Annotated in this window: 33 protein-coding genes; 19 read left to right on the forward strand and 14 right to left on the reverse strand. The window is 65.3% G+C overall.

Annotated features, from left to right (window positions below; translation table 11 throughout):
• Nucleotides 1-16: 16 nt before the first annotated feature.
• From K5H97_RS11515 to K5H97_RS11560, 10 genes are all read left to right on the forward strand, one after another.
• Entirely contained in the window at nt 17-1237 is a 1221-nt protein-coding gene (locus K5H97_RS11515) for an amine dehydrogenase large subunit (protein ID WP_028689278.1), read from the forward strand.
• Entirely contained in the window at nt 1231-1785 is a 555-nt protein-coding gene (locus K5H97_RS11520) for a MauE/DoxX family redox-associated membrane protein (protein ID WP_028689279.1), read from the forward strand. Before K5H97_RS11515 ends, K5H97_RS11520 begins: the two co-directional genes overlap by 7 nt.
• On the forward strand, nt 1782-2378 hold the full coding sequence (gene mauD / locus K5H97_RS11525; RefSeq protein WP_036985828.1) for a methylamine dehydrogenase accessory protein MauD: 597 nt from the start codon (nt 1782-1784) through the stop codon (nt 2376-2378). Before K5H97_RS11520 ends, mauD begins: the two co-directional genes overlap by 4 nt.
• Complete coding sequence (locus K5H97_RS11530; protein WP_028689280.1) at nt 2375-2899, forward strand: methylamine dehydrogenase light chain; 525 nt, start codon at nt 2375-2377, stop codon at nt 2897-2899. Before mauD ends, K5H97_RS11530 begins: the two co-directional genes overlap by 4 nt.
• A gap of 3 nt (nt 2900-2902) precedes the next feature.
• Entirely contained in the window at nt 2903-3349 is a 447-nt protein-coding gene (locus K5H97_RS11535) for a hypothetical protein (RefSeq protein ID WP_028689281.1), read from the forward strand.
• Nucleotides 3346-3951: a c-type cytochrome gene (locus K5H97_RS29850; RefSeq protein ID WP_028689282.1), complete on the forward strand. Its 606-nt coding sequence runs from the start codon at nt 3346-3348 to the stop codon at nt 3949-3951. Before K5H97_RS11535 ends, K5H97_RS29850 begins: the two co-directional genes overlap by 4 nt.
• 95 nt (nt 3952-4046) lie before the next feature.
• Nucleotides 4047-4571 carry a hypothetical protein gene (locus tag K5H97_RS11545; protein WP_051555628.1) on the forward strand — a complete coding sequence of 175 codons (525 nt, stop codon included), beginning with the start codon at nt 4047-4049 and terminating at the stop codon, nt 4569-4571.
• Nucleotides 4568-5272, forward strand: a complete 705-nt coding sequence (locus tag K5H97_RS11550; protein ID WP_028689283.1) for an NAD(P)H-dependent oxidoreductase — start codon at nt 4568-4570, stop codon at nt 5270-5272. Before K5H97_RS11545 ends, K5H97_RS11550 begins: the two co-directional genes overlap by 4 nt.
• Before the next feature lie 15 nt (nt 5273-5287).
• The gene (locus tag K5H97_RS11555) at nt 5288-6070 is read left to right on the forward strand and encodes an enoyl-CoA hydratase/isomerase family protein (protein ID WP_028689284.1); all 783 of its coding nucleotides are present in this window, start codon (nt 5288-5290) and stop codon (nt 6068-6070) included.
• A 146-nt stretch (nt 6071-6216) separates the two neighbouring features.
• The gene (locus K5H97_RS11560) at nt 6217-7038 is read left to right on the forward strand and encodes a MipA/OmpV family protein (RefSeq protein WP_028689285.1); all 822 of its coding nucleotides are present in this window, start codon (nt 6217-6219) and stop codon (nt 7036-7038) included.
• A gap of 1 nt (nt 7039) precedes the next feature.
• Here K5H97_RS11560 and K5H97_RS11565 read toward each other — a convergent pair whose 3' ends face one another.
• Nucleotides 7040-7504 (reverse strand): VOC family protein, encoded by a 465-nt coding sequence (locus K5H97_RS11565; RefSeq protein WP_028689286.1) that lies wholly within the window; start codon nt 7502-7504, stop codon nt 7040-7042.
• Nucleotides 7505-7545: 41 nt separating this feature from the next.
• Nucleotides 7546-7728, reverse strand: coding sequence for a DUF2986 domain-containing protein (locus tag K5H97_RS11570; RefSeq protein ID WP_028689287.1), 183 nt, complete (start codon nt 7726-7728; stop codon nt 7546-7548).
• A gap of 153 nt (nt 7729-7881) precedes the next feature.
• Here K5H97_RS11570 and K5H97_RS11575 point away from each other — a divergent pair, with 153 nt between their 5' ends.
• The 8 genes from K5H97_RS11575 (at nt 7882) to K5H97_RS11610 (ending at nt 15299) form a co-directional block, all read left to right on the forward strand.
• Nucleotides 7882-8649 (forward strand): ribonuclease T2 family protein, encoded by a 768-nt coding sequence (locus K5H97_RS11575; RefSeq protein ID WP_028689288.1) that lies wholly within the window; start codon nt 7882-7884, stop codon nt 8647-8649.
• 22 nt (nt 8650-8671) lie between these two features.
• On the forward strand, nt 8672-10363 hold the full coding sequence (locus K5H97_RS11580; protein ID WP_028689289.1) for a phospholipase D-like domain-containing protein: 1692 nt from the start codon (nt 8672-8674) through the stop codon (nt 10361-10363).
• Nucleotides 10364-10587: 224 nt separating this feature from the next.
• A complete protein-coding gene (locus K5H97_RS11585; RefSeq protein ID WP_028689290.1) occupies nt 10588-11223 on the forward strand; it encodes a lytic polysaccharide monooxygenase auxiliary activity family 9 protein in 636 nt (211 codons plus the stop codon).
• Nucleotides 11224-11260: 37 nt separating this feature from the next.
• On the forward strand, nt 11261-12310 hold the full coding sequence (locus K5H97_RS11590) for a chitinase (protein ID WP_028689291.1): 1050 nt from the start codon (nt 11261-11263) through the stop codon (nt 12308-12310).
• A gap of 178 nt (nt 12311-12488) precedes the next feature.
• Complete coding sequence (locus K5H97_RS11595) at nt 12489-13370, forward strand: AlkA N-terminal domain-containing protein (protein ID WP_081791530.1); 882 nt, start codon at nt 12489-12491, stop codon at nt 13368-13370.
• A 158-nt stretch (nt 13371-13528) separates the two neighbouring features.
• Nucleotides 13529-14209 (forward strand): hypothetical protein, encoded by a 681-nt coding sequence (locus K5H97_RS11600; RefSeq protein WP_069017788.1) that lies wholly within the window; start codon nt 13529-13531, stop codon nt 14207-14209.
• Complete coding sequence (locus K5H97_RS11605) at nt 14206-14730, forward strand: hypothetical protein (RefSeq protein WP_028689292.1); 525 nt, start codon at nt 14206-14208, stop codon at nt 14728-14730. Before K5H97_RS11600 ends, K5H97_RS11605 begins: the two co-directional genes overlap by 4 nt.
• The gene (locus K5H97_RS11610) at nt 14727-15299 is read left to right on the forward strand and encodes a hypothetical protein (RefSeq protein ID WP_081791531.1); all 573 of its coding nucleotides are present in this window, start codon (nt 14727-14729) and stop codon (nt 15297-15299) included. Before K5H97_RS11605 ends, K5H97_RS11610 begins: the two co-directional genes overlap by 4 nt.
• A 52-nt stretch (nt 15300-15351) precedes the next feature.
• On the opposite strand, the gene K5H97_RS11615 is transcribed toward K5H97_RS11610, so the two are convergent.
• The 8 genes from K5H97_RS11615 to K5H97_RS11650 all read right to left on the reverse strand — a co-directional run bounded on the left by K5H97_RS11615 (nt 15352) and on the right by K5H97_RS11650 (nt 21374).
• On the reverse strand, nt 15352-15759 hold the full coding sequence (locus tag K5H97_RS11615) for an ACT domain-containing protein (protein ID WP_028689293.1): 408 nt from the start codon (nt 15757-15759) through the stop codon (nt 15352-15354).
• A gap of 105 nt (nt 15760-15864) precedes the next feature.
• Nucleotides 15865-16353: a DUF2878 domain-containing protein gene (locus tag K5H97_RS11620; RefSeq protein ID WP_028689294.1), complete on the reverse strand. Its 489-nt coding sequence runs from the start codon at nt 16351-16353 to the stop codon at nt 15865-15867.
• 3 nt (nt 16354-16356) lie between these two features.
• The gene (locus K5H97_RS11625) at nt 16357-17616 is read right to left on the reverse strand and encodes an SAM-dependent methyltransferase (protein ID WP_028689295.1); all 1260 of its coding nucleotides are present in this window, start codon (nt 17614-17616) and stop codon (nt 16357-16359) included.
• Nucleotides 17597-18400, reverse strand: coding sequence for a DUF1365 domain-containing protein (locus K5H97_RS11630; protein WP_028689296.1), 804 nt, complete (start codon nt 18398-18400; stop codon nt 17597-17599). Before K5H97_RS11630 ends, K5H97_RS11625 begins: the two co-directional genes overlap by 20 nt.
• Nucleotides 18397-19644 carry an NAD(P)/FAD-dependent oxidoreductase gene (locus tag K5H97_RS11635; RefSeq protein ID WP_028689297.1) on the reverse strand — a complete coding sequence of 416 codons (1248 nt, stop codon included), beginning with the start codon at nt 19642-19644 and terminating at the stop codon, nt 18397-18399. Before K5H97_RS11635 ends, K5H97_RS11630 begins: the two co-directional genes overlap by 4 nt.
• Nucleotides 19645-19650: 6 nt before the next feature.
• Nucleotides 19651-20403, reverse strand: a complete 753-nt coding sequence (locus K5H97_RS11640) for an SDR family NAD(P)-dependent oxidoreductase (protein ID WP_028689298.1) — start codon at nt 20401-20403, stop codon at nt 19651-19653.
• Nucleotides 20400-20822, reverse strand: a complete 423-nt coding sequence (locus K5H97_RS11645; RefSeq protein WP_028689299.1) for a nuclear transport factor 2 family protein — start codon at nt 20820-20822, stop codon at nt 20400-20402. The genes K5H97_RS11640 and K5H97_RS11645 overlap by 4 nt, the downstream gene beginning before the upstream one ends.
• A 105-nt stretch (nt 20823-20927) precedes the next feature.
• Nucleotides 20928-21374, reverse strand: a complete 447-nt coding sequence (locus K5H97_RS11650) for a PAS sensor domain-containing protein (protein WP_028689300.1) — start codon at nt 21372-21374, stop codon at nt 20928-20930.
• Between the two features lie 153 nt (nt 21375-21527).
• Between K5H97_RS11650 and K5H97_RS11655 the strand changes: the two genes are divergently transcribed.
• A complete protein-coding gene (locus K5H97_RS11655; protein WP_028689301.1) occupies nt 21528-22415 on the forward strand; it encodes a MerR family transcriptional regulator in 888 nt (295 codons plus the stop codon).
• Nucleotides 22416-22422: 7 nt separating this feature from the next.
• Here the strand turns inward: K5H97_RS11655 and K5H97_RS11660 are convergent, their stop codons facing one another.
• The 4 genes from K5H97_RS11660 to K5H97_RS11675 all read right to left on the reverse strand — a co-directional run bounded on the left by K5H97_RS11660 (nt 22423) and on the right by K5H97_RS11675 (nt 25350).
• Nucleotides 22423-23352 carry a malate dehydrogenase gene (locus K5H97_RS11660; RefSeq protein ID WP_028689302.1) on the reverse strand — a complete coding sequence of 310 codons (930 nt, stop codon included), beginning with the start codon at nt 23350-23352 and terminating at the stop codon, nt 22423-22425.
• Between the two features lie 141 nt (nt 23353-23493).
• On the reverse strand, nt 23494-24189 hold the full coding sequence (locus K5H97_RS11665) for an anti-sigma factor (RefSeq protein WP_028689303.1): 696 nt from the start codon (nt 24187-24189) through the stop codon (nt 23494-23496).
• Nucleotides 24186-24716: a sigma-70 family RNA polymerase sigma factor gene (locus tag K5H97_RS11670; RefSeq protein ID WP_028689304.1), complete on the reverse strand. Its 531-nt coding sequence runs from the start codon at nt 24714-24716 to the stop codon at nt 24186-24188. The genes K5H97_RS11665 and K5H97_RS11670 overlap by 4 nt, the downstream gene beginning before the upstream one ends.
• 100 nt (nt 24717-24816) lie before the next feature.
• On the reverse strand, nt 24817-25350 hold the full coding sequence (locus tag K5H97_RS11675; RefSeq protein WP_028689305.1) for a DUF3455 domain-containing protein: 534 nt from the start codon (nt 25348-25350) through the stop codon (nt 24817-24819).
• Between the last annotated feature and the right edge of the window lie 69 nt (nt 25351-25419).

A 25419-nucleotide genomic window follows, 5' to 3' on the forward strand; every position in this document is an offset into this window, starting at 1 on the left:
CTGTTGCGGAGCCCCTATGTTCAAGCGTTCCTTGCGTCATCTGCTGTGTGGTCTGTCGTTGTTCGCCGGCACCGCCTCGGCACTGGCCGAATTCGTGCCGGAGCAGGCCCGTGTCGAAGTGCTGGGCGATCATCGCGAGCAGCACTGGTTCTGGATCTGGGGCAGCAATGCGCCCAACATGGTCGATGGCCGCGCCTACCTGTTCGACGACCAGGGCCGCAACCTCGGCCAGCTGAGCACCGGCATCTGGTCCAACGGCCTGCAGCTGGCGCACAGCCGCGACGAGCTGTATGCCACCGAGATCTACTTCAGCCGTGGCGTGCGCGGCCAGCGCAGCGATGTGGTCACGGTGTACGACGCCAGGACCCTCAGCCCCAAGCGTGAGATCGCGATCCCGGCCAAGCGCATGACCGCGCTGATCTCCACGGGCCTCAGCGTGCTTTCCGATGACGAGCGCTTCCTGCTGGTGCTCAATTTCACCCCGGCGCAGTCGATCTCGGTGGTCGATCTGGAAAACAGCCGCTTCGTCACCGAGGTGCCGATCCCCGGCTGCGCCTCTATCTACCCGGCCGGCCCTCGCGATTTCTACGCCATCTGCGGCAATGGCGGGTTCTTCCACCTGCGCTTGGATGATCAGGGGCAGGTGGCGCTGCAAGAGCGCACCGCGCCAGCGTTCGATCCATTGCAGGACCTGCTGCTGACCACGGGCGTGCGCGATGGCGGCACGTGGTACTTCGTCTCCCAGCACAACCGCGCCTATGCCCTGGACATGAGCGCCGAGGGTGTGCACCCGCGCAAGCAGTGGTCGTTGCTCAGTGACCAGGAGCGCGCCGATGGCTGGGGCATTGCCGGCAACCATGGTGTGGCCTTGCATCGGCAGAGCGGGCGGCTGTTCGTATTGATGCACAAGGACAAACCGGAGAACTACCAGAAGCCCGGCACCGAGGTGTGGGTGTTCGATGTGGCCACGCAGCAGCGTGTGGCGCGCCTGTCGCTCAAGGAGCAGAGCACCGCCATCGGCGTCAGCCAGGGCGCGCAACCACGGCTGTACAGTCTGGACTGGGTGGTGCCGATGCCGAGCCTGTTCACCCTGTGGGTCTACCTGACAGAAGGCGAGGCCGGACTGACCCCGTTGCTGCGTCAGGGTGTGAACCTGTACGACGCTGACAGCGGCGAGCACCTGCGCAGTGTCGGTGACATCCCCCTGGGTTTCCTCAATGTGGTGATGCCATGGTGAGCGTCGAACTGCTGCATGACCCCTTGGTGCATGTCGCCAGCGTCGGCGGGCTGGCCCTGCTGCTCGGCGCCGCTGCGCTGCACAAGCTGCACGATCCCCGGGCGTTTGCCGAGGTGCTGCAACGCTATGCGCGCGTATTGGGCCGCTGGTGCGCGGCGCCGGTGTGGGCGCACCTGTTGCCGGTGCTGGACGTGTTGGCTGCCGCCGGCTTGTTGCTGAGCCTGTGGTGGCCGTTGGCGACGCTGCCCGCCGTGGTGATGCTGGTGCTGTATGCCGGCGTGCTGGCGGCGGCCGTGGGAGAGGGTGCATCCCTGGAAGACTGCGGCTGCCACTTCGGCGGCAGTCGCCAGCCGCCGTCCCGGGCGCTGGTCTGGCGCAACCTGCTGCTGGCGCTGGTCGCCGGCAATCTCTTGGTACCGATGAACGAACGCGCGCTGAGCTGGCTCGACGGCTGCACCCTGGTGTTCGCCTTCGTCTGTGTCGCCGCCCTGTATCTGCTGGCCAACCAGCTGATCTCCAACCGTGCACTTGCGAGGCAACGGCCATGACCTATGCACTGATCATTTCCAGCCTGTTGTCCTGGGCGATCATCCTGATGCTGATCCTTGCCGTGTGGGCGCTGGCGCGCCAGGTCGGGCTGCTGCATGAGCGCATCCAGCCGGTGGGGGCGCTGTCCCTGGGCAAGGCGATCAAGGCCGGTGACACGGCGCCCGTGTTCACCCTGCCGAGCCTGACCGGGGGCTCGGTCAGCCTGGGCCGCGCAAGCGGGCAGGGCACTTTGTTGTTCTTCCTGTCCGAGACGTGCCCGGTGTGTAAGACGCTGCTGCCGGTGCTCGATGCGTTGCGCCGCCAGGAACGCCTGAGGGTCGTGCTGGCCAGCGATGGCGAAGCGGATGAGCACCTGGCCTTCATCGCCGCCCACAGCTTGCAGGCGTTCCCCTACCTGCTGTCGCGGGAAGTGGGCCTGGCCTACCAGATCAGCAAGCTGCCCTACGCTGTGCTGATCGATGAGCACGGCCGCGTCGCCAGCCATGGCCTGATCAACACCCGCGAGCACCTGGAAAGCCTGCTGGAAGCGCGGCGCCTGGGGCATGCCACCGTCCAGGCGTACAACGCCGCGCAACAGGGGATGCAGCCATGACGATCCGTTGGTTCGACGAGGCCACCCAACTGCTGACCCGCCGTGTCGCCCGCGGCACTTCGCGCCGCGGCTTTCTTGGCGGCCTGGGCACCTTGCTGGTCGGCACCGGGGCGACCACCCTGCTGCCGGTGTTTCGCGGCGGCGCCTTTGCCCAGTCCAGCGCTGGTCTGCAGGAGTCGGGTGATCCGAACAGTTGCGAGTATTGGCGTCACTGCGCCATCGACGGTTTCCTTTGCGGCTGCTGCGGCGGCACGTCCAGCAGTTGCCCTCCGGGCACCGTGCGCTCGGACATCACCTGGATCGGCACCTGCCGCAACCCCACCGACGGCAAGGACTACGTCATCTCGTACAACGACTGCTGCGGCAAGAGCAACTGCGGCCGTTGCGTGTGCCAGCGTGACCAGGGCGACACGCCGCTGTACCGCCCGCAGAGCTCCAACGACCTCAACTGGTGCTCCGGCAGCCAGGCGGACATGCCGTACCACTGCTCGCTGTCGGTGGTGATCGGGGTCAAGGAGTAGGGCATGGCCGTGCGCCGGATAGGGCTGCTGACGCTGGCGGTGCTGTTGCTCGCCGGCAATGCCCGGGCCACCGAGCCCCGTCAGTTCGACTACATGCTCAACTGCCAGGGCTGCCACCTGCCCGACGGCAGCGGCAACCCGGCGCGCAACGTGCCGGCGTTTCCCGGGCAACTAGGCAAGTTCCTCGGGGTGCCGGGGGGGCGCGAGTACCTGGTGCAGGTGCCGGGTTCGGCTTTGTCGGGGTTGTCGGACGAAGCCCTGGCCGGCGTCCTCAACTGGATGCTGGCGCGTTTCGACGCCCGTCATCTGCCCGCTGATTTCAACCCCTACACCGGTGCCGAGGTGCGGCAGTGGCGCGGGGCGGTGCCCGCCGACGTCGAGACCACGCGCAATCGCCTGCTGCAACGCATCGCTGAACAAGAACGACGATCAGGGAACCCCGACCGATGAAACAAAGCCTTTACGCTGGCCTGCTGGCCATGACCGCGGCCTTCGCCGCCCACGCCGAAGCGCCACCGACCCAGGCCACCACCTGTGTGGCCTGTCACGGTGCCCAGGGCCAGGGCAACCCCGCCCTGGGCGCGCCGCGGCTGGCCGGGCAGCAGGCCGAATACCTGCTCACCCAGCTGCGCGACTTCAAGGCAGGCCGCCGTGGCTATGCCGCCGCAGACACCCATGGCGCACAGATGCGCGCCATCGCCACGACCATAGGCGATGGCGACCAGGAACCGCTGGCGCGCTACTTCGCAGGGCTTGGCGGTACTTCCAGCACTGTGCCAGCTGCGTCCGCTAGTCAGGGGCAAGCGCTTTACCAGGGTACCTGCGGCGCTTGTCACGGCCCTCAGGCAGAGGGCTTCGCGCACTTGAAAACGCCCAATCTGCGCGTGCTTGACCGGGTCTATCTGGAGCGTCAGCTGACGGCGTTCAGCGATGGGACCCGAGGGGGCGAGCAGCATGGCAGCGAGCTGGCGATCTGGATGCGCGGCATTGCCTTGCAACTGCATGACGATGATCAGCGGCGGGTATTGCTCGACTACATCGCCAGCCCTTGAATCGGGGCTGCTGCGCAGCTCATTCACGGCATAAGGCCGCTACTACAGGAATCGTGAAGGCCCACTGTCCCTCTCCAACGGAAATACCTCCTACCATGCCATCACCCAAGTTTCTCAAGGGCTTTCGCCACGAACTGGCCAACCGCGCCTTCGCCCTGGCGGCGGTCCGGCGCATGGCTTCGCGCTTGCAAGGCCAGCCGTCCCATCCATTCTGGAAGACCTATGCCGACCTCGAACGCTTCAATCAACCGCGTTACCAGGCCGCCGCCGACCGCTGGGGGCTGGATACCACGCCCGGCGTACTGACACGGCTCAAGGCCTGGCTGCTGTCCTCGGTCCCGCGGCCCCTGCAAGGCCTGATGCTGCGCATCGTCCACCACGAGACCGTGAAGTACATGGCCTGGCTGCAGGGCCTGCGCCAGATTGGCCCCGCTGATGCGCAGCGTTTCCTCGACTACATGATCGAGCAGGAGCAACTGCAGCTGGACATGATGCGCATGGCGCTCAATGGGCGCTACCGCGATGTGGTACGGCAGGCCGACACCTTCTTCCTCAAATACAACGGTGTGCGGCTGCTGGCCGAACACCCCTTGCCACCTGCCACCGCGGAGCTGCCATGAACGTCCTGATCGTCCATGCCCACAACGAACCCCAGTCCTTCAACAGTGCCATGGCCCGCCTGGCCGTGGAGGTTCTCGAGGGCCAGGGCCACAGCGTTCAGCTGTCGGATCTCTATGCCATGGACTTCAACCCGGTCGCCAGCGCCGATGACTTCCGTCAGCGCGCCAATGCCGACTACCTGGTCTATGCCCTGGAGCAGCGCCATGCGGTCAACAACGGCACCCTGGCCGCGGACATCGCCGCGGAGCTGGACAAGATCCGCTGGGCCGACCTGATCATCCTCAACTTCCCCATCTACTGGTTCAGCATGCCGGCCATCCTCAAGGGCTGGATCGACCGGGTGTTCGTCTCAGGCTACTGCTATGGCGGCACGCGCATCTACGACCGTGGCGGGCTCAAGGGCAAGCGGGCGATGCTCAGCTTCTCACTGGGTGGGCAGAGCCACATGTTCGGGCCGGATGCGGTGCATGGCGAACTTGACGCGATGCTGCGTCCGATCCAGCGCGGGGTGCTGGGCTATGTCGGGTTGTCGGTGTTGCCGCCGTTCGTGGCGTTCCATGTGCCCTACATCAGCAAGCAGGCGCGCCAGCAGTACCTGGCGCAGTACCGCGAGCATCTGCTGACGCTCGATGAGCGGGCGCCGCTGGTGTTCCCGTCGCTGGATGATTTCGATGCCACCTTGCACCCAAGGGTCCTGTGAAGGGGAGCGATGCTCATGCCTGTTCATGTCGAGCGTTGCGAAGGCATCGCGTTTCTCACCCTGGATCAGCCGCAGCGACGCAACAGCTTCGACCTGTCCATGGCCGTCGCCCTGCGCGATGCCGTGCGCGGCCTGGCGCTGGCGCCGCCGAAGGTGGTGCTGCTGCGCAGCCGGGGCGAGCACTTCTCGGTCGGCGGTGACGTCCATCACTTCCAGCAGTTACTGCAACGTTCGCCCGACGCCCGTAGCGCAGGTGTCGCGCAGTTGGTCGGCGCGGTGAACGAGGCGGTGCTCGGGCTCACAGACCTGCCATGCCCGGTGCTGGGTCTGCTCAATGGCGCCGTGGCCGGCTTCGGCCTGTCCCTGGCGCTGGGCTGCGACCTGCTGGTGGCCGCCGAGGACGCCCGGCTGGTCTACGCCTACGGTGCCATCGGCATCACCCCGGACGGCGGCGGCAGTTGGCACCTGCCGCGCCACCTCGGGCTGCACCGCGCCCTGGCCCTGGCGTTGCTGAACACGCCCTTGTCGGCCCAGCAGGCCCAGGCGCTCGGGTTGGTGGTCGAGGTGGTGCCCGCCGACGCCTTGCCGGCCACCGGCCTGGCGCTGGCCAGGCGCCTTGCCGGCGCCGCCGCCGCTGCGCAGACGGGGGCCAAGCGGTTGCTGCGTGCAGGCCTGGAGGGCGATCTGGCCAGTGCGCTGGACCGGGAGCGAGGTGTGTTCGTGAGTCTTTGCGCCAGCGATGACTTTGCCGAGGGGGTGGAGGCCTTTTGTGAGCGCCGTCCGGCGTCCTTCGGCTAAAAAATTCAGCCATCTTCACGGGATCTTGATAGTCGCTCGAAGGAACGTTGACAGACCCTCGCTAGAGTGCGCGCCAGTTGAAATGCGCCGGGCAATCCCGGTGCGTTTCCCGTGGTGTCGAAAACCTTATCCAGCGAGTCATGATCATGTTCGAAACAACGTCCATCAGGAAGATACTGGGCACTTCGCTTGCCCTCAACGCGGCGCTTGCCTGCAGCCAGGCTAGTGCCCAGGAAAAGACTGCGCCGGACATCATCTGGGGCGACGAGGCCCAGGTCAGCGCAGGCTTCGCCCTGCATGCCGCGCCGCGCTACATGGGCGCGAAGGGCAGCCAGGGCCACCTGCTGCCATCGGTGACCGTCCAGCGCGGCATCTTCTTCGCCGACAGCCTCAAGGGCGTGGGCGTGCAGCACCAGTTCGACAACGGCTTCAGTGCCAGCCTCTCGGTTGGCTACGACTTCGGCCGTGCCGACGGTGACAGCAAGTACCGCAATGGCTCGGACGATTTGAAAGGCATGGGCGAGGTAGGCGGTGCGACGGTGGTCGACATCAATCTGGCCCAGCAGGTCCTGCCCTGGCTGGCGATCACCGCCGATGCCGAGCTGCGTACCGGTGGCTACAAGCGCGGCAACCGCTATCAGTTCGGCCTGCTGAGCACGCTGCACCACAACGACGCCGACACGGTGACCCTGGGCGTCAACGCCCATGCGGGGCAGGCTCGGTACAACCAGGCCTACTTCGGCGTCACCGGCCAGCAAAGCGACAACACCGATTTCGATCGATTCAAGGCCGACCAGGGCATCTATGCCTACTCGGGCGAGTTGTCGTGGATGCACCGGTTCGACCCGCACTGGTCGACCATCGCCAGCGTGAATGTGACGCACTATACCGACCAGGTCCGCCACAGCCCGATCATCCGCCAGGACACGCCGGTCACCTCGACCGTCGGCGTTCAGTACGCGTTCTGATTCAGGCCAGCGGCAGGAACGCCTCTTCGATGAACGCTTCGAGCGCCTGCGCCTCGATGATCTCGATCGAGAAATGCCCGAAACGCTTCGGCAGCCAGATGATGCGGGCACCGGCAGGCGACTGCAGGTGTTCGCGCGCCAGCGGCTTGCCGTTCTCGTCCTCGGGCTGGATGCCGTTGGCCGTCAGTTGGTCATAGGCCTGTTCGATGTCCGGCGTGGAGTAGCAATGGCGGTAGATCATCCCTTCGCCGTGAGTATCGAGCAGGTCCTTGAGGTTGCCCGCCAGCGGCTGCACCAGCATGAAACGCTCCTGACCGATCCGGGCGATGGCGTAGTGCACATGCAGGCCGCCGCGCTCCCAGACGAGCGTGCGCGAGATCTCGGCGCCCAGCACCTGGGCGTAGTAGGTACAAGCGGCCTGCAGATCGGCGACCAGCACATCCACGTGGCTGAATGTCAGGTCCATCGCATCGCTCGCTTTCTCGGCAGGTGTTGTCATCATCAGGCTCAGTGCTGGGTGGGGGAGGCGCTGTCTGCGTTGGCCTGCTCGGCGCCCAGGCTGGCTTCGGCCGCCAGTTTCAGCCGGTCGGCCTTGGAAATGTAGGTGTTGCGGTTTTTCGGCGCCAGCTTGGCGCTGGCCTTCTTGGCGTGGGCTTTCAACAGCTGGTTGATCTTTTTACGACGGTTCATGTTTTTTCGCTTCATTGGCGCCTTGTGGTACGGCAGGACGAACGATACAACAAAGCACCCCTGACGAATCGTCATATTCGCGCTACACCATCACCTGACGGGGTTGAACGAGCGACAGGCACGGAGCCTGTCGCACCCGACAAGGAGGTCATCATGCAAGGAACACCACGGCATTGCGCCTGGATGAGAACGCTGTTCTGGGGCTGGCTGGCCGTTGCCTCGCCGATTTTCGCCGAGGAAATCTGCGCGTTGCCCGACGTCGTCGAGCCCGCCCCGGTGCGCCCGGTGGACTATGTCAACAAGGACCTGCCCACCGACTACCTAGCGCTGGTGCTGTCCTGGTCGCCGGAACACTGCGAGACCCAGCGCAACAAGCCCAAGGCGCAACGGGACAAGCATGCCTTCCAGTGCTTCTCCGGCAACCGTTTCGAATGGGTGGTGCATGGACTGTGGCCGCAGAACCGCTATGCCAAGTCCAACCAGGACCATCCTCGCAACTGCCAGAGCGTCGGCTCGCTGCCGGCGCCACTGGTCAGGCAGCACCTGTGCATGATGCCGGGGCCGGACCTGATGCAGAACGAATGGCAGGCCCATGGTACCTGTGGCTGGTCGTCCGCCGACCGATACTTCGCCGATATCCAGCGGGTGTACGACACGCTGCGCCGTCCCGATACCCAGGCCATGCTCGGCCGCAACCCTGGTCCCAATCAACTGCTGGACGCCAAGGTCAGCGATATCAAGCAGGCTTTCCTGGCCCGCAACCCCGCGCTGCCGGCGCAGAGCCTGCGAGTCTCGGTAGGCTCGGGCAACCGGCTGAAGGAACTCTGGGTGTGCCTGGACAAGCAGCTTGCCCCGATCTCCTGCCCGAGCGGCGGGACCCCTGACAGTCAATCGATCAAGGTCAGGACGCCGTTCCAGTAACCGGCCTGCAAGGAGTGCACCCATGCGAGCATCCGCCGCTGGCGACTATCTGCGGGTACGGGCTATCGCCGGCACCCATGTCGTGTTCCTGGCCTGGGACTTCGTGACGCCGCCGAGCCTCGAGGCTCTGGTCGGCGAACAGAACCTGCTGGGCTTTGCCGTGCACCGTCGATACTTCGACGCGGCCGGCAAGGTGCGGACCCAGTACTACCTGCGCGGCCTCAAGCGCTTCGCCGACAAGGACAAGGGGCTGCCACCGGGCACGCTGGTGCCCACCAGCGAGCATCCGATCCAGAGTTTCCTGTGGGCCGACTACACCGTCGCCGCCGATGGGGATTACGAGTACAGGGTACTGCCGGTGTTTGGCGAACCCAAGAACCTGCGCATCGACGAAGCCCGGAGCGTCGCGGTGCGCGTGCGCTGTGAACCCACGCTGGCGCCGGCCGGCGAGGGCTTGGGGCACGATATCCACTTCAACCGCGGCGTGATCGGCTCCCAGGCTTATGCCAGGGAGTTCGACAACGTTGCTCCCGACCCCGATGCGCCGGCATCAAAACCGATGAAATGGCTTTCGCGGGGCTTGTACGAAGCCCTGCTCGACTTCATCGGGCGTGGCGGCGCTAAGGGCATGGGCTTGCGCGCGGCGTTCTACGAGTTCCAGTACCTGCCAGTTGCCCAGGCCCTGCGCGAGGCCGCCCGCGAAGGCGACGTGCAGGTCGTCTTCGATGCGTACAGCAAGTACAAGGCGAACAACCTGGCCACCATCGAGCAGGCCGGCCTGCAGGCCTGGGTTCATCCGCGCACGGTCAGCGAAGGCATCCGCCACAACAAGTTCGTCGTGCTGCTCAAGGACGGCCAGCCGGTCAGCGTCTGGACCGGTTCGACCAATATTTCAGCTGGCGGGATCTTCGGCCACTCGAACGTTGGCCATGTCGTCCACGCCCCCATCATCGCCCGGCAATACCTGGACTACTGGACGCGGCTGCAACAGAACATGACCCCGGCCAGGCTGCTCGGGCCCAACGCCCAGGCCAGCCCATTGCCCACCTTGCCATTGCAGCCGGGCACCTACCCGCTGTTCAGCCCCCGCGAGCGCAAGGAAACGCCCCAGGCGCAAAAGACCTTGCAGTGGTACGCGGACCTGGCCGGCAATGCCCGGCAACTGGTGTGCTTCACCGCCGCGTTCGAAATCGCCCCGGAATTCCAGAAGGTGCTCCAGGCCCAGAACGACGTGCTGCGCTACGTGATCAAGGACGATCCGCTCAGGAAGACCGAAGACATTGGCACCGACGGTGACGTGATCTTCGCCGCCGGCAGCTACCTGGGCGAGGACAACCCGCTGGCCAACGCGCTCAAGGAGCGTGACAACCCGCTCAACAGCAACGACTTCGTCCATACCAAGTACCTGTTGGTCGACCCCCTGGGCGAGCAGCCCACCGTGGTGACCGGGTCGGCGAACTTCAGCGCCGCCTCCCAGGAAAAGAACGACGAGAACATGCTGGTGATCCACGGCGATACCCGGGTGGCGGATATCTACTTCGGTGAGTTCATGCGCCTGTTCGACCACCACTACGCGCGCTACCTGGCGGCGAAGTACCAGGCCCGGCCCGGGAGTACTGGCAATTACCTCAAGCCGCAGGCCGGGCAATGGTTGCCTGCACACCTGGATCCGTCTAACTACCGGTCGAAGCGGCGCCGCTATCTGGTCGGCTGACAGTCCCCTCAGGCCATGCGCCGCCTGGGCATGTAGGTGATTTGCTCCATGATGGGTAGGAGAAACATAGCGATACTGTATGAATGTCCAGTATTTATTGGGGCTCCTCCCAACGGCCGGCTTCTGTGCGCAAAATCGCGCCGTGGACAATAAATCCAGCTCCGTTAGTTTGAAGGCCTCTCCTTCGGAAAGGGAGAGTTCTCAAATCAAATGGAGCTATGAACATGAACCAACCACAAAACCAGAACCCACTCCGCCATGGCCGCGTCACTTCCCCGGCTTCCCGCGGCGCCGTCGCCATCGACCTCGGTGTGTTGAGCGGCTGGCAGGTCGACGAAATGGAAGGCGGCAAGAACTTCCCGGCCCTGGCGGCCGGTCCGTTCCCCGCACCGTTCCAATCGGACAACCCGAGCGTCGCCCCGCCCGCCGACGGCTATATCCTCAGCGGCGGCAAGACCGACGCCCGTGACTGCGTCAACTTCACCGACGAGGAGATGAGCAAGAAGCTCAACCGCGCCTTCACCTGGCCGCTGGTGAACGTCGACCCCGGGCAGCTGTTCAAGGTGACCTGGCGCTACACCGCGCCGCACACCACCCGTGGCTACCGCTGGCTGATCACCAAGGACGGTTGGGATCCGAAACAGCGCATCACCCGTGCGCAACTGGAGGACAAACCGTTCGCCGAGGACTTCTACCCTCAGGTGCCGTACTACAGCCATGCCGGGGAGCTGAAGGCCAAGGTCGACCACGAAGTGAAGCTGCCGGCCAACAAGAAGGGCCGTCATGTGATCGTCCTGATGTGGATCGTCGCCAACACCGGCAATGCCTTCTACCAGGCCTTCGACGTCGACTTCAAGTAAGTCCGCGGATCTTCCACACGTTCTAAAGGATTGGAACATGTCAAAGATTGACTTTACCCAACTGAAGGCCGCGCGGGACGATGCCGCCTCGCGCATGCCCAGCCTCGAGGGCAAGAAGATCCTCATGGGCTACTGGCACAACTGGCCGGCAGGCCCGGCGGACGGCTACCAGCGCGGGCAGTTCGCCAACATGAGCCTGGAGGAGGTGCCGCGCGACTACAACGTGGTGGCCGTGGCGTTCATGAAGGGCAGCGGCATCCCGACCTTCAAGCCTTACAACCTGTCCGATGCCGAGTTCCGCCGCCAGGTCGGCGTGCTCAACAGCCAGGGCAGGGCGGTGCTGATGTCGTTGGGCGGTGCCGATGCGCACATCGCGCTGAACCCGGGCCAGGAACAGCCGCTGGCCAATGAAATCATCCGCCTGGTGGAAACCTACGGTTTCGACGGGCTGGACATCGATCTTGAACAGAGCGCGATCGACTTCGCCGCCAACAAGACCGTCCTGCCCGCCGCGCTGAAGCTGGTGAAGGATCACTATGCCGCCGAGGGCAAGCATTTCATCATCAGCATGGCACCGGAGTTCCCGTACCTGACCAGCGCCGGGCGCTACGTCGACTACCTCAAGGCACTGGAGGGGTACTACGACTTCATCGCCCCGCAGTTCTACAACCAGGGTGGCGACGGGCTGTGGGTACAGGAGGCCAACAACGGCAAGGGCGCCTGGATCGCCCAGAACAACGATGCGCTCAAAGAGGACTTCCTCTTCTACCTGACCGAAAGCCTGGTCAGCGGCACCCGCGGCTTCACCCGGATCCCGGCCGACAAGTTCGTCATCGGCCTGCCGGCCAACGTCGATGCTGCCGCCACTGGCTACGTGGTCAACCCGACGGCGCTGACCAACGCGTTCAAGCGCCTGTACGCCAAGGGCGTGTCGATCAAGGGCCTGATGACCTGGTCGGTCAACTGGGACAACGGGGTCAACAAGGACCACGTGCCCTACAACCAGGAATTCAGCCGACGCTACGGGCCGCTGATCAACGGCACCAAGGCACCTGCTCGCACCCGCAAGGCACCGACGGGCGCCTGATCGAACTCGCATCGGGCAGACGTGCCTGATGCCCGGCAGTCGAGGCCTGCCGAGGTGAACGATCGATAAGAATCCGATGCCGCAAGGCATCGGATTTTTTGTTGTCTGCAGGATAGGGGCAACCCTGTGAGCCCTATGTCCGAAAATAGCGCGCCTCGAACGCGTCCAGGACACTAGAATGTCGCTCATGACCAACCTCTGCCTGGGCTGGTGCCCACCCTATGACGTCGAAGCGATGCTGGGCTTCCTGCGCCTGCGCGCCATCCCGGGCCTGGAGTGGGTCGAGGGCCGGCAGTACGCGCGCACCCTGCGCCTTGTGCAGGACTCGCAGGCGTGCAGCGGCTGGCTGAGCGTGAGCCTTGATGACGAGCGCGCCCAGGCGCAGGTGACGATCAGTGACAGCCTTGCCAGCGTGCTGCCCATGCTGATCAACCGCGTGCGAACCGCGTTCGATCTGGATGCCGACCCGGTGGCGATCCACCGCGTGTTGCAGGCCAGTTTTCCGACCCGCGAAGGCATGCGTGTGCCCGGCACGCTGGATGGCTTCGAACTGGCGGTGCGCGCCGTGCTCGGCCAGCAAATCACCGTGGTCGCCGCACGCACGCTGGGCGCGCGCCTGGTCACCGCCTTTGGCGAGCCCATCCAGACTCCAGTCGCAGCGCTGGACCGCCTGTTCCCCACACCGGCCACCCTGGCGGCGGCCAGTGGTGACGCCCTTGGCCGACTGGGCATCACGCGCCAGCGCCAGGCGGCGCTCAAGGCCCTGGCCGAGGCCGTGGGGGAGGGGCGCCTGGTGCTGAGCCCCGGCGTCGATGTCGCGGCCACCTGCGCCCAGTTGCGTGCCTTGCCCGGCATCGGTGACTGGACGGCCCAGTACATCGCCTTGCGCGCGTTGCGCTGGCCCGATGCGTTTCCGGCGGGAGACGTGGCACTGCAGAAAGCTCTGGGTGTGAACAGTGCCAGCGCCGCTACGCAGGCCGCGCAGGGCTGGCGCCCCTGGCGGGGTTATGCGGTGCTGCGCGCCTGGCAAGGGCTGGCGGGCGAGGCGCGTGCAAACTGACAGGCAGCACCCTTGGATCGCGGTGTGGCAAATAGCTATAACTGCCACTCGCCTGATGACCCGCTGCGCTATATCATCGCGCCCCCACAGCCGGCAGCAGTCACCCCTCGACCTACCGTCGGCAACCGATGGAACGCGATCCCCTTCAAGGACTTTTCATGCCTGGATTTCTCCGTGCATTCGCACGTCTGTTACCCCTTGCCCTGTTGACGGGCTGCGCCGCCAAGTCTCCGGTCCTCGTCACTGCGCCCCTGCTACCGGCCGCAGGCGATCCGGTCGCGTACCTGGTCGGCAGTATCGGTCCGCTAGGTCGCGACAGTGCCTACACCAACCAGCGGATCCTGTTGCGCAAGCGCGGCTCGCAATACGGCGCGGCGGCCTGGTGGGGCCATGCCGAGGTGGAACATACCCCGAAGGACATCGAAGAGGTACGCGGCAACGACAAGAACGCGCTCCCTGGCGAGGCCAGCGTCTTCGTCATGCCGCTCAAGCCCGGCGACTACGAATTCTACGATTTCCAGTTCTTCTGGACGGGCTTCAACGGCGCCTACAGCACCCTCCAGGCGCGGGAGCAATTCCTGGTGCCCATGCACCTGGAGGCGGGCAAGGCGTATTACATCGGCGAGTTCCGCTCGCGCTGCCTTGGAACTTCGGCCTGCATGTTCTTCCATGGCGACCAGCAGCCAAGGGATGAAGTGATTGCGCGGCGTCAGAATCCTGGTTTGCCGACCTTGCAGGCGTTGAATCTGAACCTGGCGCCGGCGTTTCCTTTCGTGACGACGCTGCCCGTGGCCGGCTCGGCGGATGATAAGCCAGGCAACCAGGAGTCCAAGCAATGAAAAAGTCCCTGCTTCTCACCGCAGGTCTGCTGCTGGGCGGCTGCGCCGGCACCCAGACCCTCCCCGACCCGCAGATCAGGGACGGCCTGGATTACCTGCCGCCGATCACGGTGATGGTCGATTCGCTCGAGCACAGTTACGAATTGCGCAACTACCTGCGAGAAAGCGGAGTATTCAGCAGCGTCGAAAGCGGCAGCGCCGCAGAAGGGCAGACTCAGGTGATGGTCAAGCTGGATGCCCAGCGCAAGGTCGCGCCCATGCCGTTGCTGTTCCTCAGTGCCGCCACCTTGTTCCTGCTGCCGTTGCAGAGCGACATGGACACCAAGGCCGACTTCACCGTGATGCGTGATGGCAAGGTGCTAAATCGCTACCACTATGAAAACTACATGGCCAAGTACGCTTGGCTGCTCGATCTCGGTATTCCCGAGCGCCAGGAAAACATCCGCCGCGTCGCCCGCGCCTTCGCCCGTGACATGCAGGCCGCGAGCCTGGCGGGCAATGCGCCGCAGGCGCAGCGATGAATCGCCTGTGCACGTTGGGGCTGGCCGCTGCGGGGCTGCTGGCGCTGGGCGGCTGCAACCCATCGATGAAGCCGCTGGGCTACCACGCTGAAAAACCCTATGTGCCGATGAGCCTGGTGGTGATGCCGGACGGTTACACGCGCTTCGACATCCAGGAGCGCAACGAGCTGACCGCGGCGGTCAGGTCGTCCGGTGCGTTTTCCTTCGTCGACCATGGGTTGCCCCGCAAAGGCTATGGCCTGGTCATCACTCAGCCACCGGGCAAAGGGGCAGGGGTGCTGGTCGCGCTCAACGCGTTGACGTTGCTGACCTTCCCGATGCCCTACAGCTATGTGCACAACCTCACCGGCCAGGTCTACAAGGATGGTCAACTGCTGCGCACCTTCAGCTACAAGCGCGAGGGCCTGAGCGTGGCCGCCTGGTACGTGCCGCCGCCGATCACCGAGAACCAGCGGCAGATGCTCACCGAGCTGATGTCGGACCTGGAGGCCAGCGCGCTGATTCCCCATGTCGGTGACGAGGGGCAGGAGGCGGTGAGCGCTGGGTTAGGGCTGTCCGGCGCAGAGTGAATCTGCCCTGGTTGGAACGGGGCACCGCGTTGGTTCTGGCAGCGCCAATCGCTCAGGCTTGGTTGGCGCTGCTTGAAAGTGCCCTCAATACGGCCATGGCGCTCTGGGCCTCATCCACACCGACAAAGATGTGGTCATGGTAATAGGCCGCCACCACGTTGCAACTGATGCCGGCCTTGCCCAGCGCGGTGGCGAACGCGGCGGTCAGGCCAACGGCTTCGAGGGAGGAGTGGACGGTCAGGGTGATCCAGGCGCACACGTAGGTGTAGGGCAGTTGCATCGCGTCCGCGACCTTTCGCTCCAGGATGACCGTCCAGCCTTCGTGCTCCCTGAAGCTGCCGACAATGTTCAAGTCTTGTAGTTGTGAGGCGTCGGTGACCGTGGCAAAGACATACTCACCGTCATTGAGTACGGGTTTCATGGACTGGAGGAGTTTTTCAATCGAGGTTTCGCCATGCATCGTGTGGGCTCCTGGGGTGGTGAGCCGGCAGTCTAGAGCGTTCACCGGGGACGATTGAAATTAGCATTGCACGCAGGGCATTAGGATAATCGATGAGTCTGGCGCTCAGCGCCACGCCGCCAGGCGCACCAGCGAGGGCAGCAACAGTGCCCAGATCGGCGCCAGCAGCGTGGCGGTGGTGATCGCGCCCAACGGCAGGTCGACCTGCGCCAGCCGGGCGCCGGCCAGGTAGGCCAGTGGTCCGCCCAACGCGCCGAACAGCGCCCCGCGCCAGAACGGCCAGCCGGCCCAGGCCAGGCTGTGGCGCAGGCCGCTGGCCAGCACCAGCCACAGCATCGCCAGCCACATGGGTAGAGGACGGCTGTCGAAAGTGAACACGCCAAGCGCGCCGAGCAGGCTATCCAGCAGGCAACCGGCCAGCGTTACGCGCAGTAGCGCCCGGGATTCGCCAGCGCGATCCCGGCACAGGAATACATGCGCCACCATGACCGGCGGCACCACCAGCAACAACCAGGGCCATCGCGCCCCGAGCACGCACAGCCACCAGCCGGCCTGAAGCCACAGGGCATTGGCGATCAGCCAGCCACGGCGCATGGGTCAGTGCCCAGGCAACGGGGCGCGCCGAGCCAGGGGGCCGGCCCACAGCAACTGGGCGACGCCGATGGCGCGTTCCTCGAATCCGCCCTGGCAGTAGCACAAATAGTACTCCCACAGTCGCTGGAACATGTCGTCGTAGCCGAGCGCCGCCAGCTCACCACGTGCCTGGCGCAGGTTGTCGCGCCAATGACGCAGGGTGCGTGCATAGTCCAGACCGAAGTCCTCCAGGTGCACGAGGTTCAGCCCTGTCTGGCGGCTGGCGGTGTCGAGCAGCACGCTCAGCGACGGCAGGGCGCCGCCGGGGAAAATGTAGCGCTGGATGAAGTCCACCGAGCGCCGGGCCTGGGCATAGCGCTGGTCGCGGATGGTGATGGCCTGCAGGAGCATCAGCCCGTCAGGTTTGAGCAGCGCGGCGCACTGGCGAAAGTACACGGGTAGGTAACGGTGGCCAACGGCTTCGATCATCTCGATCGAGACCAGTTTGTCGAAAGTTCCCTGCAGGTCGCGATAGTCCTGGCGCAACACCGTTACACGGTGTTCCAGCCCCAATGCCTGGACGCGCTGGAGGGTGAACGCATACTGGGCTTCGGAGAGCGTCGTGGTGGTGACCCGGCAACCGTGTTGGGTCGCGGCGTGGATCGCCAGGCTGCCCCAGCCGCTGCCGATCTCCAGCAGGTGATCCTGCGCACCCAGTTCGAGCTTGCGGCAAATCTGCTCCAGCTTGTTCAACTGGGCGTGCTCCAGGGGTTGCTCGGGGTGTTCGAACCGGGCCGCCGAGTACATCATGGTCGGGTCGAGCAGGTGTTCGAACAGGACGTTGCCCAGGTCGTAGTGGGCCAGGATATTGCGTTTGGCGCCGCGCCGGGTGTTGCGGTTCAGGCGATGCAGCAGGCGCAGCAGGGGGCGACCCAGGCGTGCCAGGCCACCTTCCAGGGCGTCCAGCACCTCCAGGTTGGCCACGAACAGGCGGGTCACGGCCGCCAGGTCCGGGCTGTGCCAGTAGCCGTGGATGTAGGCTTCGCCGGCACCGATCGAACCGTTGCCGGCCACCAGGTTCCAGGCCGCGCCTTCAAGGATCTCCACTTCGGCCAGCAACGGGCTGCCGGCGTCGCCGAAGCTCCATTGCTGTCCCCGCTCGCGCAGTCGCAGGTGGCCGTGGCGCAGCTTGCCCAGTTGCGCCAGCACCGCGCTGCGGGCCAGCCCACCCAACAGGGGGGTGAGGCCTGCGGATTTGCTGACGCTAAGGGTGGGGTTCGACATGATCGGGCTCCTCGCAGCGGTGGCCAAGCGCCAGGGCGCCCTGGCTGGCGGTGTGGTCGTGAATGGGGATGCGCTTGAGCAACAGGCGCAGGGCTTGCCAATAGATGGCCGAGACGGTGCGCAGGCTCATCCAGGGGAAGGACAGCAGGTATCGGTGCAGCGCGGCGCGGCCCAGCGGCTGGCGCCGCACGGCGAGGTCGGCTTCGAAGACTTTCTGACCGTCTCGCCAGTTCTCCATGTGTACGTGAATCCGTTGCGCATCCAGATGGAAACGCAGGTGGTAGTCCATGGCCATTGGCAGGAAGGGCGAGACGTGGAAGGCCTTGGCCATGACGAATGGCTGGTCTAGACCGTCCCGCACCGGCAGTACATAGTGGAAGCGCTCGCGCCATGGCGTATTGCGCACTTCCAGCAGGATCGCCGCCAGTTGTTCGTTACGGTCATGGCAGAAGTACAGACTTACCGGGTTGAACGACAGTCCCCAACTGCGCAGTTGGGTCAGCAGACGCACCGGGCCCTCGGGAATCTGGCCGGTGGCTTGGCCGACCAGCCGGCGGGCGGCCTGGGCCAGCGGCTCGCCGGTGCCGGTCAGCGCCGGCAGGTAGTCGGTCTCGCGCCAGCTCAACGGGGCCAATCGCCCGTGGCCTATCCAGCGCGACAGGCCCAGCAGCCAGGCCTGCTCGTCAAGGTCCACGTAGAACATACCGATCCGGTAGCGGAAGGCATGCGGGCGGGGCCCCAGGCGCCGATGGCTGACCCAGCCCGGGCACAGGCTGCTGTTCACAGTTGCTCTCCGAAGTGTTCGGCGACCTTGAGCGCACTCACCACGCCGTCCTCGTGAAAGCCGTTGCCCCAGTAGGCGCCGCAGTAGTAGCTGTGGCGCTGGCCCTGCAGTTCGGCCTGGCGGGCCTGTGCGGCGGTGGCGGCGAGGCTGTACTGGGGGTGGGCGTACTGGTAACGGGCGATGATCTGCGCCGGGTCTACCTGCGCGGTCTGGTTGAGGCTGACACAGAAGGTCACCGGGGCCTGGATGCCCTGCAGGATGTTCATGTTGTAGGTCAGCGCTGCCGGAGCCTGTTCGGGGCCGCCCAGGCGGTAGTTCCAGCTGGCCCAGGCCTTGCGCCGGCGCGGCAGCAGGCGGGTGTCGGTGTGCAGCAGCACGTCGTTGCTGGCGTAGGTGATGGCCCCGAGCACCGCGCGCTCCTGGGCGCTGGGCGCCTCCAGCAAGGCCAGGGCCTGGTCGCTGTGGCAGGCGAACACCACGTTGTCGAAGCGCTCGCTACCGGCCTTGCTGAACAGGGTGACACCGCCTTCGTCGCGGCTCACCCGGTCGACCTTGCACGCCAGGCGGATGCGCTCGGCGAACGGCCGGCACAGCGGTGCGACATAGCTGTGCGAACCACCTTCGACGACCCGCCACTGCGGACGTCGGTTCACCGACAGCAGTCCATGGTTGCGGCAAAAGCGCACGAAGAACTGCAAGGGAAAACCGAGCATGTCCGCCCGTGACATCGACCAGATCGCCGAGCCCATCGGCACGATGTAGTGCTCGACGAAGCGCCGGCCATAGCCCTGTGCCTGGAGATAGCCGCCCAAGGTGGTGGACGGGTCTATTCGCCCGCGGTCCAGGTCGGCCAGGGCCTGGTGGTTGAAACGCAGGATGTCGCGCAGCATGCCCCAGAACCCCGGCGACACCAGGTTGCGCCGTTGCGCGAACAGGGTGTCGAGGTCGTGGCCGTTGTATTCGAGGCCACTGCTCGGGTCATGCACCGAGAAGCTCATCTGGGTCGGTCGCGAGGCAACGCCGAGCTGGTCGAGCAGGCGGATGAAGTTCGGGTAGGTCCAGTCGTTGAACACGATGAAACCGGTATCCACCGCATGGCGCTCGCCGTGCCAGGGCACTTCGACGGTATGGGTGTGGCCACCGATCCAGTCGTCGGCCTCGAACACCGTGACTTCGTGGCGGCGCGACAGCAGGTGGGCGCAGGTCAGGCCGGCGATGCCGCTGCCTATGATCGCGATACGCATGTTGGGCTATTCCTGTGGCCGTCTTGCCAGGCGTCGACCCAGCGCCAGGCGCCAACGCGGCGGCAGCGCGCCGAGCAGGCGCAGGGCCAGGGTGAACGCAGCGGGGAAGTTGATTTCCAGTGGCCGCCCGGGCAGGCGCCGGGCGATATGGCGGGCGGCGCGTTGCGCCGTCCAGCGCTGGGGCATGGGGAAGTCGTTACGCCGGGTCAGAGGCGTGTCGACGAAGCCGGGGCTGATCAGGGTGACATCGATGCCTTCGTTGGCCAGGTCGATACGCAGCGATTCGACCAGGTAACGCACGGCGGCCTTGGACGCGCCATAGGCACCGGCGCGGGGCAGGGCTAGCCAGGTCACCGAGCTGCCCATCACCACCACATGCGGGCGTTCGCCACGGCGCAGCAAGGGCAGGGCGGCGGCCAGGCAATGGCACAGGCCCAGCAGGTTGATGCGCATCACACGTTCGACCAGGTCAGGGTCGAATCGACCTGGCTCCAGATATTCGCAGGTCCCGGCGTTGAGGATGACCCCGTCCAGCGCGCCCCAGGTCTGCTGCAGTTCGTCGGCGATCAATGCCAGCCGTTCACGGTCTTCGATGTCGCCAAGAGCCACCAGTGCCTGCTCGGGAAAGCGTGCGACCAGGGGCGCCAGGCGTTCGGCGCAGCGGCCGCCCAAGGCCACCCGGTGCCCTTGTTCCAGCAATTGCACAGCCAATGCGGCGCCGATGCCACTGCTGGCGCCGGTCAGCCAGTAGCGGCTCATGCCAGCCGGCCCTTGAGCCAGCGAATGGCGCCGCCCATGACCGGGACATGTTCATACAGCAGCGCGCCAGCGTCGAAGTAGTCCTGGTGAACCTGTACCCGCTGCTGCCATTGCAGGTGGCTGCAGCCTTGCAGACTGATGGGACGGCCACTGGCGAGGCGCGGATGTCTAAAGTGCAGGGTCCAGCGCAGGTAGCCCTCTCCGGGCCGGACCTCGTCGGCGCCGGTGAAGGCATAGCGGATATCGTGGACGTTGGCGTAGAGCTGGGCGAAGTACGCCTGCAGTGCCGGCAGGCCATCGATCTGGTGCAGCGGGTCGCGAAAGCGGATGTCTTCGCTGTACAGGTTTTCCAGCGAATCAAGATTGCCTGCCTGCAAGCGGGCAAAGTGATGGGCGAACTGCAGCAGGTAGTCTGACATACGCGGCTCCGGGCAATCCTGTACAACGATGGCGAGTTGTACAGGTATGACTGAAGCCTAGGACTAAAATTGTACAAATACAATTGTCTTGTACAGCTTTTTCAATCAGCGTCCCGTCGCCTCCAGCGCCTGGCGCAGGCGCGCAACCTCCGCCTCCAGTTCACGTACTTTCTCCTCGGCGGCCACCTGGGCGGTGACATCGCGCTGGATACCGATGTAGTAGGTCAGCTGGTCGGCTTCATTGCGTACCGGGGTGATCGACAGCTCGTTCCAGAACGGGCTGCCATCCTTGCGGTAGTTGCGCAGCACCTGGCGGCATGGGCGACCGGCGCGGATCGCCTGCGCGATGGCGGCGACGCTCGGCTGGTCATGGTCGGCGCCCTGGAGAAACCGGCAGTCCTGGTAGAGGATATCGTCCGTGGTATAGCCGGTGAGCCGTTCAAACGCCGGGTTGACGTAGATGAGAATGCTGTCGTTGCCCTCCTGCTCGGCGACGACGATGCCATCGTTGGACTGTTCGACCATCAGTTGCAGGAGTTTCGCGTTGATCATGGTGCTCACCTGTCGGAACGTGGATGCAAATGCGCAGCGTAGCTACCGTGCGAGAGCCTCGGGCGCGTTTGCCGACCATGATGACCCAAGCAGGCTCGCCGCAACAGGTGCCCATGGGTTTAGAATGTGCTCACATCCATTTGAACCCTGGCCATGACCGACACCCCTTCCTTCGACTTGCTGCCCATGCGCGACGTGGTCAGCCTGACCGGCATCAACCCCGTGACATTGCGGGCCTGGGAGCGCCGCCATGGCCTGATCAGCCCACAGCGCACCGAAGGCGGCCACCGGCTCTACACGGCCCGGGATGTCCAGCGCATTCGCGACATCCTGCGCTGGACCGGCAACGGCGTGCCCATCAGCAAGGTCGGCGGGCTGCTCGCCGGCCAGCCCGAAGCGCCCCCCACGCAGGACGATGCCTTTCACGATTGGCGCCTGGCCGTTGTTCGGGCAACCAAGGCATTCGACGCGCAGGCGCTGGAAGGCATTCATGGGCAGCTGTTCACGCTGCTACCCAAGGCCACGGTGATGCATGAGGTGTTCATGCCGGTGTGGCGTGAGCTGGCCGAGGGCGAGGCTTTCGGCGAGCGCAGCCAGTGGCTGTTCCTGGACACCTTCCTGCGCGCCCGTCTACTACTGCGCCTGCACATGAACCAGGCCGATGCGCCACGGGTGCTGCTGGCCGGCGCCGAGGGCCTGGCTGACCTGCAGTTGCTGTGTGCCGGCCTGCTGCTGAGCGATCGAAGGCAACGCATTGAAGTGCTGGGGTGTGGCCAGCCGCTTGAGGAGCTGGCGTTGGTGTGCGGAGCAATCCAGCCCGCGGTGCTGGTGGTCGCGGTGCAGGGGCCGGTAAGCGCGGCCTTGGCGAAACGGCTGCGTTCGTTGCAGATGGAGATCCCTTGCCCGCTGGCCTTGGTGGGGGAGGGGTTGGGCGCTTCGCAGGAGGTGTTGCAGGGGATTCCGATGTGTCTGCTGGATGAGCGCGATCCGCAGGCGCCCGGCGTGCTCGATGCTCTGCTCAGGGGCGCCCTGGACCTGTAACGGCTCCCTACAGCGCTTTCATCTGCGCAATATCCCGCGCCACTTGATCCGCAGAACGGTCGAACATCGCCTGCTCCTGCGCATCCAGCGGCAGTTCGATCACCTGCGTGATACCTGCGTCCGAGAGCACGCAGGGAACCCCCATGGCAATATCCGTGCGCCCGTACTCGCCCTCTAGAATCGCGACCGCCGGCAGGATGCGGCTGCGCCCGTTGGCAATCGCATCCACCATTTGCGCAATCGCCACGCCCGGCGCATCGCAGGCGCTGCCGACCTTCTTCAGGGCAAGGATCTCGCCGCCACCTTTGCGGGTACGCTCAACGATCTGCTCGATCTGCTCACTGGACAGCAAGTGCGCCAGCGGCACCGCACCGACCGTGCAATAGCGCATCAACGGTACCATGCTGTCGCCGTGCCCGCCCAGGACCAGCGCCGTGATATCCCGTGCCGAAAACCCGGTCTGCTCGGCAATGAAACACTTCATGCGCGCGGTATCCAGCACCCCAGCCTGGCCGAACACCTTGTTGCGGCTCAGGCCACTGAGGCTCCAGGCCCGATAGGTAAGCACGTCGACCGGGTTCGACACCACCAGCACCGTCGCGCTCGGCGCATGCTGTTTCACATCGCGCATGATGCCATCGAGTATCGGCAGGTTGGTGGCCAGGACATCCTGGCGCGACTGGCCAGGCTTGCGCGGCACGCCCGCGGTGATCACCACCAGGTCGCAACCCTGCAGCAACCGGGCATCCGACCCGCCGTGCACCTTGGTATCAGAGCCTGACTCCACCGCCGCCTGCCAGACATCCAGCGCCTTGCCCTGCGCCAGCTCGCCCTGGACGTCGATCAGCGCCAGTTCACGGCAGAGGGCTTCCCGGGCGATGACCTGGGCCGCTGCCTCACCGACGATACCGGCACCCACGATTGATAGTTTGTTCATCTCGCACCTCCTCGCGGCTTGCGTCATCAGTGACACGCTCGCCTGTACAGGGAAGTATTGACCGCCCTTGGTAAAGGGCTACACATTAGTCACTGCCAGCCAGCTGGACGCCAATTCCCATCACCTTGAAAGGCCTGCCCCTCAGAGCACTTTGACCGCCCGTCCGATGAACTGCACAGGCCCGGTCGGAAGTCCGCTGGCAGAGCCACCCACATTCTCCAGGGTCAGCTCGAACAACTGGTTGGGCTCAACCGCAGGCAGGCGCTCCAGCGGCACGGTGACCTGCTCCCCGGGCTTGATCAGCCCGAGCGAGATGGGTGCTGGCCATTGTTCACCCTTGGTCCAGAACTGCAGGACCTTATCTCCGGGGACCTCGGACTTGCCCAAGGGAATCAACTGGACCTTGTCAGGGCCACGGGCCTGGACTACCCAGCCAGGTGCCTGGGTGGCGGGTGCCACCAGCACGACCATATAGGTGGTGGCAGGCGACTGAACCGTCAGCAGTGCAACACCCAGCAACAAGCTGGCTGCAAGGCTGGCAGCGGCCAGCCCTTGCCACAGCCCCAGGCGTCGCCACCATGTGGGCTGGGCAGGGCAGTCGCCCAGGCTACGGTTGATCCGTTGCCACAGTCTGGGACTGGGCGGCAGGGGCGCGGCCAGCGCGTTCAACCCCAGCAGCCGCTGCTCCCAGGCGTCCACGGCGTCACGCAGTGCACGGTCGCTATCCAGGCGCCTGAGCACGCTATCCTGCTGCTCGGCCGACAACGTGCCCAGCACATACTCGCCGGCCAGTTGCTCGAGATCATCGGTGCTTTTGCTACCCGGCTCGTTGTTCATCCCATGCACTCCCGCAGCGCCTTGAGGCTGCGTTTTATCCACGACTTGACCGTGCCCAGCGGGGTGTCGAGCAAGCGGGCGATCTCGGCATGGCTGCAGCCGTCGACGTAGGCATGCAGGATGCAGCGGCGCGGCGCGGTGTCGAGCTGGTCGAGGCAGCGGTCAATCCTCGGCGAATCGGCTTGCATGATCATGTCTTCGTGATAAGGCGCGATATCGGCATCGTCGAGCACGACCTCACGGCGGGTATCGCGCACGAAGTTCAAGGCCAGGTGCCGGGTCAGGCTGTACACCCAGCCACGCGCCGAGCCACGTGCCGGATCGAAGCTGTCCGCGCGGGTCCAGATGCGGATGAAGGCGTCATGGACGATGTCCTCGGCGGTGGCGTGGTCGCGGGCGATGCGCCGGGCCACGCCGAGCAGCCGGGCACCCTCCTGGTCGTAAAGCGCCTGCAGGGCGCCGCGATCGCCCCTGGCACAGGCCTGGAGACAGCGCTCGTAGTCGAATGGCGTCGTGGGCAGGTTCAAGGTCGGGCCGATCCTCATGCTATCGGGAGCCCCGGCCGGTCGGCCGGGGACTGTCGATGAGCGTAGCTCAAGGGTGCTGGCGCGCCTTGCGCACAGGCCCTCAGTTGGCGGCCCAGAAGATGTAGTCGGCCTGGTACTTGACGATCTGCTTCTCGCCCTTGTTCTGCGCCGTGCAGGCGGTCTGCGGGGCGACACCGCCACGGGTGGCCAGGCGCTGGACGAAGCTGACGCCGCTCATGGCGCCCTTGCCCTCGGCGGGATTGGCCTTGACCAGTTGGTACGGCAGGTCACCCTTGGCCGCCGGGGCAATGGCCAGCTGCGTGCCGGTGATCTTCGAGCCGTCCTTGGCCTGCCAGGTGGCGGGCGGGCCGAAGTAGTCCCCCACGGCCTTGCCGGTCCGGTCCTTGAGCACGGCCTTCGGGCCGACGAAGGTCCATTCGGTTTGGCCAGGGGCATCGGGCTTGTCGCGGCATTCGTAGGTGATCTCGCCGACACCGACGGTTTCCAGCGCTACCTTGTGGCCGTCCGGCACCTTGACGGCATCGGGGACCCCAGTCTGGGCGTGGGCGGTCGACAGCAGCATGGCCAGGGCGAGGCCGCAGGCGGGCAGGAACGAAACGTGTGCGATGTTCATCGAGCGATCTCCTGGTAGGGACATGGCAGGGCATTCAGGTGTTGCCCTGAGGTGATTACCCACCAGCAC

This window comes from Pseudomonas mosselii, from assembly GCF_019823065.1.
Classification (GTDB): domain Bacteria; phylum Pseudomonadota; class Gammaproteobacteria; order Pseudomonadales; family Pseudomonadaceae; genus Aquipseudomonas; species Aquipseudomonas mosselii.

Bases quoted from the DNA above. Each gene is read 5' to 3' on its own strand.
- K5H97_RS11515 (WP_028689278.1), top strand. From the start codon at position 17: ATGTTCAAGCGTTCCTTGCGTCATCTGCTGTGTGGTCTGTCGTTGTTC.
- K5H97_RS11520 (WP_028689279.1), top strand. From the start codon at position 1,231: ATGGTGAGCGTCGAACTGCTGCATGACCCCTTGGTGCATGTCGCCAGC.
- mauD (WP_036985828.1), top strand. From the start codon at position 1,782: ATGACCTATGCACTGATCATTTCCAGCCTGTTGTCCTGGGCGATCATC.
- K5H97_RS11530 (WP_028689280.1), top strand. From the start codon at position 2,375: ATGACGATCCGTTGGTTCGACGAGGCCACCCAACTGCTGACCCGCCGT.
- K5H97_RS11535 (WP_028689281.1), top strand. From the start codon at position 2,903: ATGGCCGTGCGCCGGATAGGGCTGCTGACGCTGGCGGTGCTGTTGCTC.
- K5H97_RS29850 (WP_028689282.1), top strand. From the start codon at position 3,346: ATGAAACAAAGCCTTTACGCTGGCCTGCTGGCCATGACCGCGGCCTTC.
- K5H97_RS11545 (WP_051555628.1), top strand. From the start codon at position 4,047: ATGCCATCACCCAAGTTTCTCAAGGGCTTTCGCCACGAACTGGCCAAC.
- K5H97_RS11550 (WP_028689283.1), top strand. From the start codon at position 4,568: ATGAACGTCCTGATCGTCCATGCCCACAACGAACCCCAGTCCTTCAAC.
- K5H97_RS11555 (WP_028689284.1), top strand. From the start codon at position 5,288: ATGCCTGTTCATGTCGAGCGTTGCGAAGGCATCGCGTTTCTCACCCTG.
- K5H97_RS11560 (WP_028689285.1), top strand. From the start codon at position 6,217: ATGTTCGAAACAACGTCCATCAGGAAGATACTGGGCACTTCGCTTGCC.
- K5H97_RS11565 (WP_028689286.1), bottom strand. From the start codon at position 7,504: ATGGACCTGACATTCAGCCACGTGGATGTGCTGGTCGCCGATCTGCAG.
- K5H97_RS11570 (WP_028689287.1), bottom strand. From the start codon at position 7,728: ATGAACCGTCGTAAAAAGATCAACCAGCTGTTGAAAGCCCACGCCAAG.
- K5H97_RS11575 (WP_028689288.1), top strand. From the start codon at position 7,882: ATGCAAGGAACACCACGGCATTGCGCCTGGATGAGAACGCTGTTCTGG.
- K5H97_RS11580 (WP_028689289.1), top strand. From the start codon at position 8,672: ATGCGAGCATCCGCCGCTGGCGACTATCTGCGGGTACGGGCTATCGCC.
- K5H97_RS11585 (WP_028689290.1), top strand. From the start codon at position 10,588: ATGAACCAACCACAAAACCAGAACCCACTCCGCCATGGCCGCGTCACT.
- K5H97_RS11590 (WP_028689291.1), top strand. From the start codon at position 11,261: ATGTCAAAGATTGACTTTACCCAACTGAAGGCCGCGCGGGACGATGCC.
- K5H97_RS11595 (WP_081791530.1), top strand. From the start codon at position 12,489: ATGTCGCTCATGACCAACCTCTGCCTGGGCTGGTGCCCACCCTATGAC.
- K5H97_RS11600 (WP_069017788.1), top strand. From the start codon at position 13,529: ATGCCTGGATTTCTCCGTGCATTCGCACGTCTGTTACCCCTTGCCCTG.
- K5H97_RS11605 (WP_028689292.1), top strand. From the start codon at position 14,206: ATGAAAAAGTCCCTGCTTCTCACCGCAGGTCTGCTGCTGGGCGGCTGC.
- K5H97_RS11610 (WP_081791531.1), top strand. From the start codon at position 14,727: ATGAATCGCCTGTGCACGTTGGGGCTGGCCGCTGCGGGGCTGCTGGCG.
- K5H97_RS11615 (WP_028689293.1), bottom strand. From the start codon at position 15,759: ATGCATGGCGAAACCTCGATTGAAAAACTCCTCCAGTCCATGAAACCC.
- K5H97_RS11620 (WP_028689294.1), bottom strand. From the start codon at position 16,353: ATGCGCCGTGGCTGGCTGATCGCCAATGCCCTGTGGCTTCAGGCCGGC.
- K5H97_RS11625 (WP_028689295.1), bottom strand. From the start codon at position 17,616: ATGTCGAACCCCACCCTTAGCGTCAGCAAATCCGCAGGCCTCACCCCC.
- K5H97_RS11635 (WP_028689297.1), bottom strand. From the start codon at position 19,644: ATGCGTATCGCGATCATAGGCAGCGGCATCGCCGGCCTGACCTGCGCC.
- K5H97_RS11640 (WP_028689298.1), bottom strand. From the start codon at position 20,403: ATGAGCCGCTACTGGCTGACCGGCGCCAGCAGTGGCATCGGCGCCGCA.
- K5H97_RS11645 (WP_028689299.1), bottom strand. From the start codon at position 20,822: ATGTCAGACTACCTGCTGCAGTTCGCCCATCACTTTGCCCGCTTGCAG.
- K5H97_RS11650 (WP_028689300.1), bottom strand. From the start codon at position 21,374: ATGATCAACGCGAAACTCCTGCAACTGATGGTCGAACAGTCCAACGAT.
- K5H97_RS11655 (WP_028689301.1), top strand. From the start codon at position 21,528: ATGACCGACACCCCTTCCTTCGACTTGCTGCCCATGCGCGACGTGGTC.
- K5H97_RS11660 (WP_028689302.1), bottom strand. From the start codon at position 23,352: ATGAACAAACTATCAATCGTGGGTGCCGGTATCGTCGGTGAGGCAGCG.
- K5H97_RS11665 (WP_028689303.1), bottom strand. From the start codon at position 24,189: ATGAACAACGAGCCGGGTAGCAAAAGCACCGATGATCTCGAGCAACTG.
- K5H97_RS11675 (WP_028689305.1), bottom strand. From the start codon at position 25,350: ATGAACATCGCACACGTTTCGTTCCTGCCCGCCTGCGGCCTCGCCCTG.